The organism is Shewanella litorisediminis, assembly GCF_016834455.1.
GTDB lineage: Bacteria > Pseudomonadota > Gammaproteobacteria > Enterobacterales > Shewanellaceae > Shewanella > Shewanella litorisediminis.
Genome location: NZ_CP069213.1, coordinates 584,427 through 599,715 on the forward strand (window position 1 = coordinate 584,427; position 15,289 = coordinate 599,715).

Genomic DNA, 15,289 nt, shown 5'->3' on the forward strand with positions numbered 1-15,289 from the left:
GGTTGTTTAGCTGACTTATTTAACACAATGGCCGCATGGTTAATCTATCGCATGCCCGGCGAGGGATGTGCTCTTTCATGCCAGGTGGTAGCACTTTGCTTAAATACATCCCGAACAACATCAGCGCCGAGCCGCTTACGCGCTTGTGTAATGGCACTGCGAGCAACGTAATCGACGTCTTGGGGTAAGACTATATCAAGCTTATTGATAAGTGACCGAACGGACTTACCTCGGAATAATGCCATGCCAATCACAGCCCAAATCATGGCATCCATAGGTAACTTACGCCGTCTAAAACTGGCAACCCCATGTGACTCAAGGCAAGACTGGATTAAATCAGGCTCAAGCACATCAGCCAGACAAGTGAACTCTGTGAGTCGGTTGATATGAGTACGATCTAATGCTTCTGAAAGTTGCATAAAAAAATCCGATGACATGTGGTCATCGGATTTTGATCTTCTCAGTTTAGATCGTAAAGCGATCTGGCTTAACTGATCGGCATTACGCCGTTGGCGCCCTTTTTGATAGCGTGTTGGTCAGCTTTGCAGGATTTGCAGCGGCAGACCCAGCAAGCCATCACCCATACCGGCGAAATACCAGATGATGCCGACAAAGGCGGCGAGGGTGAGCAGATACCAGACCGTTGAGAAAATTTGACCGTATCTGTCCAGCGGGAGCAAATGGCTGTGGTGGCGGGCGCGCCACTCAAACAGGATTTCTGCGCTGCCAATCAACAGTAAAAAGCCCAGCAGCGCCAGCCCCAGACTGTAGCTCAGCCATACCCCAAATGCCGCGCCGAGCACGCAGAGCAAGAGGCCTGTCTTGCTGTTCATGGAAAAACTGATGCTCTTAATCACATGGCCACCATCCAGTGGCAAAATCGGCAGCAGGTTAAAGAGGTTCAAGAGTGAGTTAAAGGCTGCCAGGCCGGCGAAAAACGGATTTTCGGTTATCCACCAGCCCACGAGGCAGGCCAATGACATAAAGAGGCCAAAGGTGGGACCCATGATGGAAATGACCACATCCTGCCAGCGGGTGTTGATCTTATCTTCCGACAAGGCCAGACCGCCCATAAAGGGAATAAGGTAAAAGCCCTTGGTTTTCATACCGAAGTACTTCATCGCCCGCACGTGGCCGTACTCGTGCACTACCAGACAAGCGATAAGTGCCAGTGCAAACTGGAATGAAAACAGCCAGCTGTAAGCAGCCAGGCTGGCACCCGCCAGCACGGCTTTGATGACCTTGGCGCTTTTAAGCAGCTTAAAGCCCAGCGAGGCCAAGCCAATCAGACTCAGCTTTTGGGTATTTTGCCGTGGCAGTTCGGGTTCCTGCCGCTCCATGTCTTTTTCGGTGCGGGTCCCTTCAGCCAATACCTGATCTTCGACAAGGAGGCGGTAGTCCAGCTTAAAGGGTTGCCAAATCAGATCGGTCTCGAGCCGTACCGCGATTTGCTCGGGGTCCTCCTGATTGGACCGTTGGGATTGAAGATTGAATTCATGCACCCGCAGACCTTCGTTCTCTACGCCGGCCACCTTTTGCGACACCAACTGGTTATCCCAATAGAGTTCCTGCCAGCCGGCAAGTGAGCCTTCCAACCTCAAGGTTTTTCCAAGACACTGAACTCTGAGCAATTCCAAAATGCACCTCATTTCCCTGCGGTAAACACGCATCTGACCGGCAATTGGTCGTGCGCAACAATTTGGCGAGCATCATAGCGGGAAATACGGGCTTTTTCAGCCCTCCAGTGCATTGAGAAAATCGATGGCATCCATCAGAGAATGCAGATGCATTTTGCTCAGGCAACAGTGGCCGAGGGTGGCACAGTGGGCGCGAATGAGGCTATTCAAGCCATCGGCGGGGAGGGGGAATGAGGAGTGCCAATGGGCGTCCTCGCCAAGTTCAAAGCGCTGAAAGCGCGAATCTATCAGACTGTCACCATATTGAAGCAGATGATTGGAATCAGCGCAGAACTTATGCCAGTCGGCGAGGGATTGCAGCGGTATGAGCTCGTCACAGCCCTGGTGTTTGAGCAGGGCTGGCCAAACCAAATGAATATGGGGCGATTGGCGGTCGGTCATTTCTCAGGGCTTGGCACTGTAATCAAAATTCACTTCCTGCCCCTGATTGGTCACTATGCAGGTGCCATGTTCCCTTTGGGTGCGGTTAAATGCCTGACCTATGTGAAGCTCGACGTTGGCAAAAATGTGTTTAAGCACTTCTACCCGATAATTGGCATAGTAATTATCAACTTCCTGTTTGACGGCTTCGAAGCGCTGCTCTTCTTGGGTGCGCTCTTCTGACATGCGCTTCTTCTGCTCCATCATCATCCGAACCTGCTCCAGCATCACGGGATCGTCCTGCCATTCTTCCTTGGGGGGCAGTTTGCGAATGCGGGCGTCGATGTCCAGGCAGGCAACGACCATGGACTTGACGCTCTCATCCAGAGACTTGAGTTCGCTTTTCAAGTCGCTTAAATCCATGGCGCAGAAAATTTCGGTCTTGGTGCCGGCGGTCGCGCCTATAACGACGGCCCGCACCCCTTTGGCAGCATGGGCCTGACCGCCCACCAAATCGCCCCGGCGGCCATTGTTATCACTGACCAGCAGCTTACTCAGGGTTCTGGTGTTGCTGTGCAGCAACTGCTTGGTCACCTGAATATCGCCTTCGGCGACGAGCTCTGAATATTGCACAAACTGCGCGGCAATCTGGCCCTTGGCCTTGAGCACCGTGGAGTGTTTGTTATCTGCCAGTTGTCGGCCAATGACGCCTTTACTGACGATGATGTCGCCATCGGCCTCCAGGTGCGCCGAGTCGACAAAGCCCATCACGGTAATGTCACCACTGGCTTTAACCTGCATACCTTCGTGCACATCGCCCGTGATGAGCACTGAGCCCTTGAAGTTGACGTGGCCGTACTTCACATCCACTTCTTTGATTTGCAACATGTCATCCACTTGCATACCGGTGCGGGTTTCAACTGGCTGACCTGCCACTGTGGCAATTAATTTATGGGGGTCTTTGGGAGACAGGGCCGTGCCCTCGCCGGGGACCAATGGCAGATCTTTTCCGGGGATTGGTGGCAGTGGGGTTCCTTTTACGGTAAAGCCAGGTGTACCGTCGGTAGCGGGAATTTTTACCATCAAGACATCGTTGGGTTTTACCGTAATAACCGAGCCCAGATTTCGCATGTCCACGGTGCCGTCTTCCCGCTCCTGGGGTTGCAGCAAACGCTCCCGCGCGAGGGGAACTTTACGGTCAAGGATGGCATTTTCACCGTTGAGTGCAGGCTTGCCAATGGCAATGACCTGTTTGCAACTGGCGCCGGGTGCCAAGGCGGGGACCTGTTTGAGCAGCTGCTCAATACGCACCTTGCTAAGCCCCATGGATACACCTTCGGCTTTCAGTGCTACCAGCACATCCTGCAGGGTAATCTGTTTACCCCCGTAGGCGGCGACGATTTCCATCTCAGCCTGCATCTGATCAGGGCTGACCTCGATGACGACTTTGCCGTTGCGACGCTCGGCAATGGCAAAAAACTGCTCAAACTTGCCATCATCCTGACCACAGAGCTTGTTGATGTTGATGACGGCTTTTTGGATAACGGGTTCAAGTGGGTAAAGGTCGGCAAAACCCGGCAGAGCCAGCAGGTCCCTCAAATCACTTTCGCTGACAGGCCCATGTTTTGCGGGGATCAGCCTGAGTTCCGCTTTAGTACCATCTTCGCTCAGTTCGAGCAGTTCTGGAGCCAACATATTTATTACCCGTTTATCTGTTGTTATTTTTCTTCGAGCCGCCGGATGACGACCATAAACCGCAAGTACGGCATAGGCTTAGTCAGGGATATAGCTTTCGGAGTATAACAAGATAAACTTTCACCAAAAAAGACTTCAGCGGCTAATTTGTGCACTGATTTTCAGTTTAGTGTTTTTTTGAGTGGCTGGCGAACAACGAACGTGGCTGCCGACGCCCCATATCAGGGCGTCAAAGACAGTGTTTTCAATGCTTTTTATTGGTATAGACCTTGTATTTGTTGTTTTCTGCCAGTGTATTGACCTCGCCAAATACCCTGGCAATGGTGTCTGAATAGGGGAGGTGCCGATTGGCTACGATTTGCCAGTGGCCGCCCTTCACCAATTGCTGGTAGCTGTCGACCACAAAACGGGTGGCGATATCAGTGGTGCTGCTTAGACCATCGTGAAAGGGCGGGTTGGATACGATGGCATCAAACAGGCCTTGTGTTTGCGACAAGCCATCGGAGGCATAGACTTTCGCCTTCATGCCATTGGCCTTGAGTGACAGCTCACAGGACAGGAGTGCCATGGCGTTGATATCAACACACTCCAGCTGAAGTTCAGGATTTTTCTGCATCAGAGCCATGGCTATCACCCCGGCGCCACAGCCAAAGTCGAGTACCCGGCCTTCAAGCTGGGGCAGATTCTCCAGCAGCAAGGCTGTGCCCTGGTCGAGCTGCTTGTCTGAAAAGACCCCCACCATGTTGCAGATTTGAATATCGCCCCCGGGCAGCGACAGCTGATACCGGCTCACCCAATCTTCGGGGTTGGGCTTGTTGGTTTCCTGCAGCAGGGTTGCGCTGTACAGCAAACAATGTCGGGCATTATCGATTTTGCTGGTTCCAGAAAAGGCATTGCCCAGCAGTTTGTCCACCGACTTGATGCCCCCTTTGTTTTCACCGGTGATAAGCAGAGTGCCGCCCTCGCGCAAGTGCCAGGCTGCCATGGCGAATAAATAGGGTGCCAGCGCCTTGGCTTTGGGGAAATACACCACCACCACATCGAACTTTTCATCCTTGCTCCACTGGTAGCCAAACTCACAGCGAAACCCGCTTTGATTCGAGGGTTGAGCCTGAAAATGATTAAAGTCGAGTGCCAGTGCCGCGACCTTGGCACAGCTTTGGGTCAAGCTTTGCCCCAGCCCGTCTGCTTCGATATTGAGTAGCATAACGCTTTGATTTTCTACTTGTTCGAGGTTTCTGACCAGTAGCGCGGAAGGGTTGGTAAGCAATGTGATGTTCTGCGTCGTGAAATTTGAGCCGATTATAGCCCATAGGCCTGTGACTCTTCAGCCAATTTTGACAGGCAAACGGCGGATTCGTCACCTACGCTATAAAAGAAGGCAACAGACTGCTTCGGGCCAAATTATTGGGTGGCAGCCGGGCGTTGGAGACCAAAAAAGGGAGTGTCAATGTACCGTTTAACGACATGGATGTGGTTATTGGTGCTTAGTTTTGGAGCAAATGCCGAAATCATCGCCCATGACAAGACCCAGGCCTCCGGCCTGACGGTGTCACAGCTGAGACTGATTTTTTCACGGCAACGATTGTTTTGGTCAGATGGAAGCCCCATCCGGGTATTTATTTTGCCGCCGGATTCGGAGCAGCACAGGCAATTTTGCACAGAGTCGTTGGAAGTGCTTCCCTATGTGCTGCAGCGTCAATGGGACCGCTTGGTGTATTCGGGCACCGCAGACCGCCCCGAAATCGTGGCCAATCCTGACCAGATGCGGCGTAGAGTAAAGGAAACCCCAGGCGCTATTGGCTACGTGCCGGATGACACAACTGCAAAGGACACTGCCCATGAAAGTCACTGAATGTCTTCTGCTTTCTTTTCTCTGTGGCGGTGTGGCCTGTGCCGGTGAATGGCAATTTAACGGCTACCTCAGTCAGGGGCTGGTAGGCGTAAATGGCAGTGACTTTTTTACCGATGGCGATGATGTGAGCTTTGCGCTTTCGGAAGCATCGCTGATGACATCCTGGCGGCCCTCAGAGAGTATTCGCCTGGCGGGTGCCCTGGTTTACCGCCAGCGGGGTAACCTCAGTGATGAACATTTCCACCTGGATTACTTGTTCGCCGAGTATCTTTATCCCCTCGACAATGGTTTTACCGGTGTTCGCCTTGGCCGGGTGAAAAATGAAATAGGGTTTTATTCCAGCACCCGTGACGTCCCCTTTACCCGTCCTGCCATTCTCTTGCCCCAATCCATTTACGCCGACTACTACCGCGATGCCCAATCACATGTCGACGGGGGCGAACTGCTCGGCAGCCACAGGTTGAACGGTGGCATCCTTGAGTGGAACCTCAGCGGCGGCGTGCTCCATGTCACCGATGATTTGAGCCGTAATATTCTCGGTACCCTGGATTATGGTCATTTTCAGTCTGACTACTTCTATGCGCTGGACCTTGATTACAGCACCGATAGCTGGCGGCTGGGGGGGAATCTGTATCAAACCCGGCTGAATGTAGAGACAGACCTTGCCAACATGCATGGTGACGTCAAGCAGCTGGCCTTTGTGCTGTCTGCCCAGTATCGCTGGTCTGACTGGGAGTTCACCACCGAGTTTTCTAAAGGCTGGCGCACGCTGAGTGACAATATGCTGTTGGGGGAATGGGGGGCTGAGCAGCCTTATCACGGCTACTATCTGGATGCCCGCTATCTGATGGGGGAATCCCTGGAGTGGTTTGTTCGTTATGACTATTCGGTGGAAAACCTCGACGATCCCCATGGCAATCGCCTCGCATTGCAGGGATTGCCTGAGTATTTCGGTTACAGCAGAGACTGGAGTCTTGGGCTCAAATGGCGCTTTGCAGACAGTTGGCAACTGGGGGCGGAATATCACTGGATAGAAGGTGCTTCCTGGGTGCCACCCATTCTTAATAAAAACCCCGCAACTCAGGACAAAAATTGGTCCATCGTTGCGCTGCAACTCTCGTATCGATTGCAATGGTGAGCCTATGAATGAGATAGCACAAAGCCGTTGGTATCTGAGCCTGAGATGGAAGTTACTGGGGGCCGTGTTTGCGCTGATGAGCATTCTGACTCTGGTTTTGGGTACCTTTGCCTATCAGGAGCTTGGACAGCAGCAGGCCTTTTTACTGGAGTCTCAGCAGCACGCGTTGCAGCAGCACTTGCGCCATGCCGTAAATCAGGCGGTGGAAGATGCCGTGAGCAGCGCGCATCAGGTACTCCTTTATGCCGGTCCACGTGTTTACGCCCCGCAAACAAGCCATAAGGATCTCATTGACCAATGGCCAGACATGCAGCTTGCCTGGGGTATGGATGCGTTCGGACGCATAGGCTCCAGCAACCACAGTGGCTTTTACCTCGGGCGCTTGCCTGGGGATCGCGAGCACAAGTGGTTTCAGCGCTGGAGCAAAGCCAGTGTGCCCATCTGGCGTATTGACTGTGTGCAGCGGTGTTTATTGCAAATCCAGGTCCCCGTGCTGCACAACAAAGAGCCTTTCCGTTACTACCTTGAATTTGAGCTGACCAACCTGCTCAGCAGTTTCCGGGCCCAGGAGGAATTTGAGCTGGCGGTGCTGGGGCCGCGAGAAAACGTGGCTCAGGAATCCCTTTTTTGGGGACGGCGCCTGTTCAGTATCAGCAATCGACAGCTCAGCCTGCCTCTATTGGAGGAGGCCAGGAACCAATGGAACTGGCAGGAGATCTCCAATAAGCAGAGTCTTTACCATATTCTTGGCCACCCTTATGCCATGTGGTTCTACTCTCTGGATGCCACAGAAGACGGCCCGGGGATCATAGTGCTGTGGCAGTTGGATGAGTGGCATTTCCTGCTGAAGGAGTTTGAGCAAAACATGCTGGGGTTGTTGCTGATAGCCCTGTTGCTTACCGGCGCTACACTCGGGCTGCTGGCCTGGTCACCCATTCGCCGTCTTGAGTTATACACCCGCATGCTGCCGCTCCTTGCCGAGCAAAAGTTTGATGAGATCCGAACCAGACTCGGGTCGGGACGGGTGCTGGTATCCGATGAGGTGGATGTGATGGGCAGGGCCATGATGGCCCTCACTGAACGTCAGCAAATCCTGGAATCCGATGTCGACTCTTACACCCGTGAACTTGAGCGCCTGGCGATGCTCGATATCCTCACCGGGCTGCCCAATAAGTCGATGTTAATTCACGAGCTCAACAAGGCGATTGCCTGTGTGGGGAGGGTGCACGACAAACTGGCGTTGTTGTTTCTGGATCTGGACGCTTTTAAACGTATTAACGATGCACTGGGACACAATGAAGGCGATGAGCTGCTGAAGATAATCGCCTCGCGGCTCAGTAACAGTGTTCGCAGCATGGATACGGTATTCCGTCAGGGCGGGGATGAGTTTTTGATCCTGCTTCGGGGTATCCGCGACGAACAGGACGTGAGGCGGGTCATCCACAAGATTTTTGCCTCTTTGCAGCAGCCCGTGGTACTGGGGGATCACAAGTTGATTGTTACCACCAGTATAGGGGTTGCCCTGTGCGAATCGCCAAGCACCAGTGCCGAGGAGCTGATTAAATATGCTGACCTCGCCATGTATCAGGCCAAGGATGCCGGTCGTTCCAATTTTCGTGTGTTTACCGAAGACATGCTGCACAAGGCCAATAATCGCCTGATGGTTGAACAGGACATCGGCAGTGCCATCAGCGAGCGGCAGCTGACGCTGTTTTTACAGCCGATAGTCTCTCTGGAAGGTGGGTGCATTAAGGGGTTTGAGGCACTGATACGTTGGTTTCATCCCAGTCGTGGCCTTATTATGCCCGGTAGTTTCATCCCCCATATCGAAGAGAGCGATGCCATTATCAAGGTGGGTAACTATGTGCTGTGCGAAGCCGTGGAAATGCTCAAGCGGCTCAGACTTCAGGGGTGGGATGATCTCTATATCGCGGTAAACCTGTCGGCACGCCATTATCTTGCACCGGGCTTGAGTGATTATATTCGTAAACTTCTGACTGCTTCGGGTGTTCCGCCAAAGTGCTTGCTGCTGGAGGTAACAGAAGAGAGTGTGATTGAGCAGGTTGACAAGGCCATGGAGGTGATGCGCGAGCTGAAAATGCTGGGTGTGCGTATTGCCATTGATGATTTCGGCACCGGCTATTCGTCACTGAGTTACTTGAAGCAGCTGCCCTTCGATGTGCTCAAAATCGACAGGTGTTTTACCGCTGGCGTGCTGGAGAACGGTGCTGACACTCACATAGTGACGACGGTGATAGACCTGGCACACCATCTGGGCAGAACCGTGGTGGCCGAGGGCATTGAAACCGAGTTGCAGCGAGAATTTTTGGAAACCGCTGGCTGTGAGCTGGCCCAGGGCTATTTGTTCTCCAAGCCCATCAGCGAAGACAAGGCGATGGAAATCCTGTCCGGCATTGCCGAAGGGGGGGAGTGGCCCAGGCGCGGTGATGGCGAACTCCTGGGCAAAATGGCGGGTTAGTTGGCGGAAGCGCTGGCTTCTATCTCCTGGCTGGCTTCCGTTTCTGGATTGAGACTCGCCTCTTGGCTGGTTTCCTGTGCCTGTACTGGCGGCTTGGCAGCATCTGTGCCGGCCGCTTCACTGACAGCCGCTTCCGGTGACAAGGTGACAGTGGGGGCTGTGGGTTCAACCACAACTGCCGCCTTCTTGGGTTTAGGCAGCAGGCTCATCATCTTCTGGGCGATTTCAGTATTGTCCTGATGGCCGATAAAAAGTCCCGACGCAGGGCCTTGGGCAAATACCTGTACATCGAGCGCAGTATGGCCGCCGCTGGTCCAGCCGGTATAGCTGCGTTTATCAATGATGGTTTTTATCGCGCTGCCTAAAACGTCCTGCCCTTGCATTCTCGCCCGTGAAAGCGCCTGATGCTCGTCAGATTCCAGAGTAAATCCCAGTTGTGTTTCAAGAGGCGTCTGCCAGGCTTCGTTGGCAATGATTCCTGCGGCCATGGTATCGGGACTTGCCTTAACACCACGCAGCAGTGCCGCATTCCACAGGTACTCGTCATCTGCCCCTATGCTCAGGCCACCGGTGTTGTGATCGGCGGTCACCACCATCAGGGTGTCACCCCGGGTGCGGACAAACTCTTCCACGACTTCGATGGCGCGGGCAAATTCATCCATTTCGGCCATGGCGGTGACAATATCGTTGTTGTGGCCTGCCCAATCAATCAGGCTGCCCTCCACCAACAGCACAAAGCCTTTGTCGTTTTGAGACAAAATCTCAAGCGCCTTGGCTGTGAGGCGAGAAAGCTGGTGAGCTTCCGGATTATCTATCACCCAGGGCAACTGCACCTCGGCAAACAGGCCCAGCACCTTGCCACTGCTGACGGTGTCCAGCGCGGCGATGTCGGTGAAGTGTTGGTAGCCCCTGGCGCGGTAGTCGGCAAGCAGCGACTCATCAAAGTATTTCTGGCCACCCCCAAGCAGCACTTCGGCATTGCTGTCCAATATGGCTTTTGCCAGCTCATCGTAGTTTTTACGGCTTTCATTGTGGGCCAAAAATGCCGCAGGCGTGGCATGGTTTATCTGGCTCGACACGGCAATCCCGGTCGCTAAACCGGCTTCCCGGGCTTTTTCGAACAGGGTTGGCAGGGGGGCTTTATTCACATCGACTGAGATGGCGCCGTTATAACTCTTGTGACCGGTTGCCAGTGCCGTTGCAGCCGCGGCCGAGTCAGTCACGTAGCCCGATACAGGCGCCGGATAGGTGCTTGCCATCCCCGCCAGCAATCGGTCGAACACGGTTTGCTCGATTTCTTCCGTGTCCGGGTTGTCTTTAAAGTAACGATAGGCGGAGGTATAGGCCGGCCCCATGCCATCGCCAATCATGATGACCATGTTCTTGGGTTTGGACGGGGTTTTGAGCGGATCGGCCGCGGCGGCTGTCAGGGGCAGGACCAGCAGCAACAGGGCCAATAATTTCGATGACATAGGGTTCCCCAGGCAGAAGGGCGCGAGGCGCCCACGGTTATTTTTTGTTGATACGGGCTTCGATGGCATTCATCAGCATGCCTGTAATGTCCACGTCGAAGGCGGCTTCGATTTCGCGGATACAGGTCGGGCTGGTCACGTTAATTTCGGTGAGCTTATCGCCAATGACGTCCAGGCCCACAAAAATCAGCCCGCGGCGCTTGAGTTCAGGCCCCAATGCCTTGGCGATGCGCCAGTCTGATTCAGACAATGGCTGGGCCACTCCCCGGCCGCCGGCAGCGAGGTTGCCACGGGTTTCTCCCTGCTTGGGAATACGCGCCAGGCAATAAGGTACAGGCTCACCATCCACCACCAGGATGCGTTTGTCACCAGCGGTGATTTCAGGAATAAACACCTGGGCCATGGCGTAGCAATTGCCGTGGTTGGTTAGGGTTTCAATGATGACGCCAAGGTTCGGGTCGTCCTGTTTGACGCGGAATATTGAGGCGCCGCCCATGCCATCCAGGGGCTTTAAAATGATGTCGCCATGCTCGGCATGGAAATCGCGGATACGGCCGGCATCGCGGGTGACCATGGTCAGTGGAGTAAACTCACTGAACCAAGCGGTAAACAGCTTTTCGTTGGCATCCCTGAGGCTCTGGGGCTTGTTTACAATCAACACGCCAGCCTCTTCAGCACGCTCCAGCATGTAAGTGGCGTAGATGTATTCGGTATCGAACGGCGGGTCTTTTCGCATCAGGATGACATCAAGCTCGGCCAGTGGCTGCTCAACGGCTTCGCCCAGCTCAAACCAGCAGTCGGCGTGTTGCATTACCTTGAGTGGATGCATACGGGCACGGGCCTCGCCCCTGACCATGGCCAGGTCCTGCATTTCCATATAGAAGAGCTCATAGCCGCGGCTTTGGGCGGCCATCAGCATGGCAAAGCTGGAGTCTTTCTTGATGTTGATGTCGCTGATGGGGTCCATCACTATGCCGAGTTTGATCATCTTGCGTCCTCTCATGGGGGGGAGCCGGGGTTAACCCAGGTCGCCAAATTTCATTTGCAGTGCAGTAATGGCCGTCAGCGCGGCCGTTTCGGTACGAAGCACTCGGGGACCGAGCAATACTTCGGTAAATTTGTGGGTCTCTGTCATGGCAATTTCCTCTGCCGACAGCCCGCCCTCGGGGCCTATGAGCAACCTGACCCGGGGATGCTCCAGCACCAGGCCATTGATACCATGGCTGGCGCGGGGGTGAAGATTCAATTTGAGCGCACTGGTTTGTTCTGCGCACCAATCGGCCAGCTCCATCACAGGGCGAACCTCTGGCACTGTGGCTCGGCCGCATTGCTCGCAGGCACTGATCACAATCTTCTGCCACTGGGCCACTTTTTTATCGAGTCGCTCACCGCTGAGCTTGACGCCACAGCGCTCTGAAAAGAGTGGGGTAATGGTATTAACCCCGAGTTCCACTGACTTTTGCAGGGTGAAATCCATACGGTCGCCACGGGAGATCACCTGGCCGAGGTGCAAATGCAGCGGCGATTCACTCTGGTTGTCTTGAGCCGCAACCACCTTTACCGTCAGCGACTTTTTACCCGCTGAGATGATGTCGGCAAGATAGTCTTTGCCATCGCCGTTGAATATCCTGATTTGCTCGCCTTCGCCCATACGCAGCACTCTGCCCACGTGGGCAAAGCCATCCTCGTCGAGGGCAAACTGTGCTGAAGGAGACAGGTCAAGTGGCTGGAAAATTCTTGGAATTCGCATTCGGGATCCTGAAACTGTTAATCTGCCGTTTGAACATCGAGAGCGCCCGCCTTACAGCCGCGTGCGACAAAGGGATTGTGATTCCCCTGGGCGCCGGCAATAAGCTGGTCTCTCTGGCACTCAATAGTATCAACTGGATAGCTTTTATCCCATGCCTCAAACAACTTTAATTGGGCGGGCGCAATCTTAAGCCCATATTGTGCCTGCATATAAAGGTAGCTGCGGGCAATGGCGCCGCGGCTTCGGCGCGGCGGCTGTACCTGGCGGGCCTTGAAGTCCACCACCATCTCGCATTGACCATATTGGGTTGGGCTGGCATTCCATTCCCGAAAGCGGTAGTTGCTTCGGTCGCCGTTGATTTCCCCTATGGCCGGCACCAGATTGTGCAAGTCGGCTTCCATACGCACGAAGGTCGCATCATTTTGGGTGCATTCCTTTCGTCCACCCTGTTGCCAGCATTGGCGCTGGTGGCCGAACTCCCAGGCCGGAACCAGATGTTCCCACTCTATCCGCTCCGCGCGTCCGGCATTTTTACGGACCTGATAACCGCAGCTGTTGTGGTCAACTTCCCAGCGTTTACCCTTGGTTTGAATGTTACAGCCGCAGTAAAAGCTCTGCATCGGCAGTGCGGCATAGATTTTCTGGGCGGTTCGTTTGGCTTCTGCAAAGTTGAACGGCGGCGTATTTTGGGCAAAACACAGGGACAATGGGGCAACAAGTGTTGCCAAAGCAAATAGATAGCGCAAGGTGTTTCCTGATACTGCTGGCCGCTTTCATCGCGACTTTTTTGATTGGCAGGGATGTTAATCCAACGGGGTAGGGCTGACAACCTCGGGTATCCCGTTGGGCGTGTCATGGGGGCATTCGCCTGAAACTGCGACGCGTCAGCGTGTTTCGGGTTGTTTCAGGTAGTCACCGCAGCGACGGCACAGGTAGCGTGCATCTCCCCTCAGTATTTTGTTGTGGCGCCTTATCGACAGCGGGACCGGGCCGCATTGGCAGCGGTATTCGACACTCTTGCTGACACTGGTGGTGTCCAGGGTATGGGTGGTGCGCGGTGACAATCCAAACAGGCCACGCATCAGTGCTTGCCATTCTTTGCCGTGGGGTTTGACCTTGCCGTGGAGGGTATGGGCCAGCAAATGGCAAAGCTCGTGGGGAATGACTTCGGTAAAGAAGATGTCGGGATTTTCTTCCAGCAGTTTGGGGTTCAGGCGGATAAGGTTCTGGCTGCTGTAGGCCATACCTGCTGTCTTGCCCCGGATATCGAACCTCAACGTGGGTCTTGGGATGTCCCTGCCAAGTCCGGCTTCAGCCCTGAGGCAAGCGCGTTCAAGGTGCAGGCTAGCATCCTCCTGGATGGCGGTTTGCGGTGGCATGGCATTGCTGACGAGTTGTGATGTCGCAGGCCGTTTGGATGGGCGAAAAAACGAAAACATACGGGTTCCGGGAAGACAGGCGTATGCATGATACCCCTGTCTTCTTCACCCGAACAAGCCCTGAGGATGCTGGCCCTGAATCCAAGGTTTCTATATCAGGGCCGTGCGTATTTACAGCGTCGCAGCGGCAAGCTCCACCATGGCACGCACCTGCTCGGCGATGGCTCTGCCGGTTTGAGCATCATAACCGGCGACCTTGGGGGTATGGATATGGCCGACGGGTAACTTGAGCCCAAACTGGTCCCTCAGAAGCACGGCACGGTAAGAAATTTCATTGGATAGATAGCCGCCGCCTGAGCCCTCCACCGAGATGGCTTCCTGCAGCTCTGCCAGAGAAGTGGCCTCAAATGTGCCTCTGCCCAGGGTGGTGACCCTGTGATTGTCATTGACCTTGTAGTTACCCGGCGCCGCTTGCATGGCCGTTACGGGTAAAGAAAATTCCACGAACTCATCGCCGTTGAGTGACTTCCCGTTCAGCATGGGGGCTATGGGTTGGGTTTTGGTTGCGCCTGTGAGCACATTCAGGTTATCCGGGGCCTCGGCGCTGCGGTTGCGGCCCGGGAAACGTTCGAGGTCAAAATCGTCCCGTCCCATGCTCACGGTAAATACCGCATCAATAGAGCGTTTGCGATAGAAGGGAGTCAGCAGTGATTCAATCATGCCCTGATCGAAATCGGCAAAGCGCACCGGGATCATGACGGTTTCAATCTGTGCCTGTTTGCCGCCAACTTTGAATTTATAGCCATCCAGCATCAGCGCCGTTATACCCGACGGGTTGCTCTGGCCTATGTTGCGATCAAGGAAGAAGGGGTCAAAACCGGTGAGTAGAATGCGAATTTGCACGTCCTCACCAAAATGGATATCCGAAAAACCCCGGGAGGCTGTTTCAACGGCGCGCACCAGAATATCTCTTTGCCAGGGGACTATGGCGTATCCGGCCTTATCCTGTTTGAGGCTTGCACGCATCGCCAGTCTTGCCCAATACAGGCTGCGGTCATCCATGTGGCCGGACTGCACGTCCCGCACTGCCTGCTGCCACAGCCGAATGCCCTGGTATGCCATGGCCTGGGTCACGGCCTTTTCTTCGTTGCCGGCTGCCAGCTTGTCTTTGAGGCCGTCAATCAGACCCTGATACCTGTTTGCCACGCCGCCGAGGTCGCTGTTTGCCTTGGGGAGTCGCAGTTCTTCCACGTCGAGATTGGCCTGGGCCAAAAGGGGCAGGGTGCCTACGCCGGCAATGAACAGAGCAGGGAGCATACGCTTTAACATGGGGCATCCTTAACGACAAAATTAATCTTTCACGCTATGGGGTTAGCTTTAGTTTAGTCAAACTTTAGGGGTACCACAGGACGGGAAAAAAGGCGAGCTTTTCGGCCTTGTTGTTACCCATACACTGTGAACATC

General features: G+C 54.3%; 13 protein-coding genes and 1 pseudogene. 3 read left to right on the plus strand and 11 right to left on the minus strand.

Features of this window, described 5'->3' with window-relative positions; genetic code table 11:
* Positions 1-62 precede the first annotated feature (62 nt).
* From JQC75_RS02605 to JQC75_RS02625, 5 genes and pseudogenes are all read right to left on the minus strand, one after another.
* A pseudogene (locus JQC75_RS02605) lies at positions 63-437 on the minus strand (transposase domain-containing protein); the annotation flags it as partial.
* A 99-nt stretch (positions 438-536) separates the two neighbouring features.
* Positions 537-1,649 (minus strand): site-2 protease family protein, encoded by a 1,113-nt coding sequence (locus JQC75_RS02610; protein WP_203325950.1) that lies wholly within the window; start codon positions 1,647-1,649, stop codon positions 537-539.
* A gap of 84 nt (positions 1,650-1,733) precedes the next feature.
* Complete coding sequence (locus JQC75_RS02615) at positions 1,734-2,078, minus strand: DUF4144 family protein (RefSeq protein ID WP_203325951.1); 345 nt, start codon at positions 2,076-2,078, stop codon at positions 1,734-1,736.
* Between the two features lie 3 nt (positions 2,079-2,081).
* Complete coding sequence (locus JQC75_RS02620) at positions 2,082-3,752, minus strand: DUF342 domain-containing protein (RefSeq protein WP_203325952.1); 1,671 nt, start codon at positions 3,750-3,752, stop codon at positions 2,082-2,084.
* A gap of 244 nt (positions 3,753-3,996) precedes the next feature.
* Positions 3,997-5,022, minus strand: coding sequence for a class I SAM-dependent methyltransferase (locus tag JQC75_RS02625; RefSeq protein ID WP_203325953.1), 1,026 nt, complete (start codon positions 5,020-5,022; stop codon positions 3,997-3,999).
* A 180-nt stretch (positions 5,023-5,202) separates the two neighbouring features.
* Between JQC75_RS02625 and JQC75_RS02630 the strand changes: the two genes are divergently transcribed.
* From JQC75_RS02630 to JQC75_RS02640, 3 genes are read left to right on the plus strand one after another with little or no spacing between them, the layout of a single operon-like run.
* Positions 5,203-5,607: a type 2 periplasmic-binding domain-containing protein gene (locus tag JQC75_RS02630; protein ID WP_203325954.1), complete on the plus strand. Its 405-nt coding sequence runs from the start codon at positions 5,203-5,205 to the stop codon at positions 5,605-5,607.
* The gene (locus tag JQC75_RS02635) at positions 5,594-6,745 is read left to right on the plus strand and encodes a TonB-dependent receptor (protein WP_203325955.1); all 1,152 of its coding nucleotides are present in this window, start codon (positions 5,594-5,596) and stop codon (positions 6,743-6,745) included. The genes JQC75_RS02630 and JQC75_RS02635 overlap by 14 nt, the downstream gene beginning before the upstream one ends.
* A 4-nt stretch (positions 6,746-6,749) precedes the next feature.
* On the plus strand, positions 6,750-9,224 hold the full coding sequence (locus JQC75_RS02640; RefSeq protein WP_203325956.1) for a putative bifunctional diguanylate cyclase/phosphodiesterase: 2,475 nt from the start codon (positions 6,750-6,752) through the stop codon (positions 9,222-9,224).
* On the opposite strand, the gene JQC75_RS02645 is transcribed toward JQC75_RS02640, so the two are convergent.
* The 6 genes from JQC75_RS02645 to JQC75_RS02670 all read right to left on the minus strand — a co-directional run bounded on the left by JQC75_RS02645 (position 9,221) and on the right by JQC75_RS02670 (position 15,154).
* Positions 9,221-10,696 carry an alkaline phosphatase gene (locus JQC75_RS02645; protein ID WP_203325957.1) on the minus strand — a complete coding sequence of 492 codons (1,476 nt, stop codon included), beginning with the start codon at positions 10,694-10,696 and terminating at the stop codon, positions 9,221-9,223. The two genes, JQC75_RS02640 and JQC75_RS02645, sit on opposite strands and share 4 nt — an antisense overlap.
* Positions 10,697-10,733: 37 nt before the next feature.
* Positions 10,734-11,684, minus strand: coding sequence for a glutathione synthase (gene gshB / locus JQC75_RS02650; RefSeq protein WP_203325958.1), 951 nt, complete (start codon positions 11,682-11,684; stop codon positions 10,734-10,736).
* A 30-nt stretch (positions 11,685-11,714) separates the two neighbouring features.
* The gene (rsmE, locus tag JQC75_RS02655; RefSeq protein ID WP_203325959.1) at positions 11,715-12,446 is read right to left on the minus strand and encodes a 16S rRNA (uracil(1498)-N(3))-methyltransferase; all 732 of its coding nucleotides are present in this window, start codon (positions 12,444-12,446) and stop codon (positions 11,715-11,717) included.
* A gap of 17 nt (positions 12,447-12,463) precedes the next feature.
* Positions 12,464-13,192: an endonuclease gene (locus JQC75_RS02660; RefSeq protein WP_203325960.1), complete on the minus strand. Its 729-nt coding sequence runs from the start codon at positions 13,190-13,192 to the stop codon at positions 12,464-12,466.
* 138 nt (positions 13,193-13,330) lie between these two features.
* Positions 13,331-13,885 (minus strand): SprT family zinc-dependent metalloprotease, encoded by a 555-nt coding sequence (locus tag JQC75_RS02665; RefSeq protein WP_203325961.1) that lies wholly within the window; start codon positions 13,883-13,885, stop codon positions 13,331-13,333.
* A 111-nt stretch (positions 13,886-13,996) separates the two neighbouring features.
* Positions 13,997-15,154, minus strand: a complete 1,158-nt coding sequence (locus JQC75_RS02670; protein WP_203325962.1) for a C15 family peptidase — start codon at positions 15,152-15,154, stop codon at positions 13,997-13,999.
* Between the last annotated feature and the right edge of the window lie 135 nt (positions 15,155-15,289).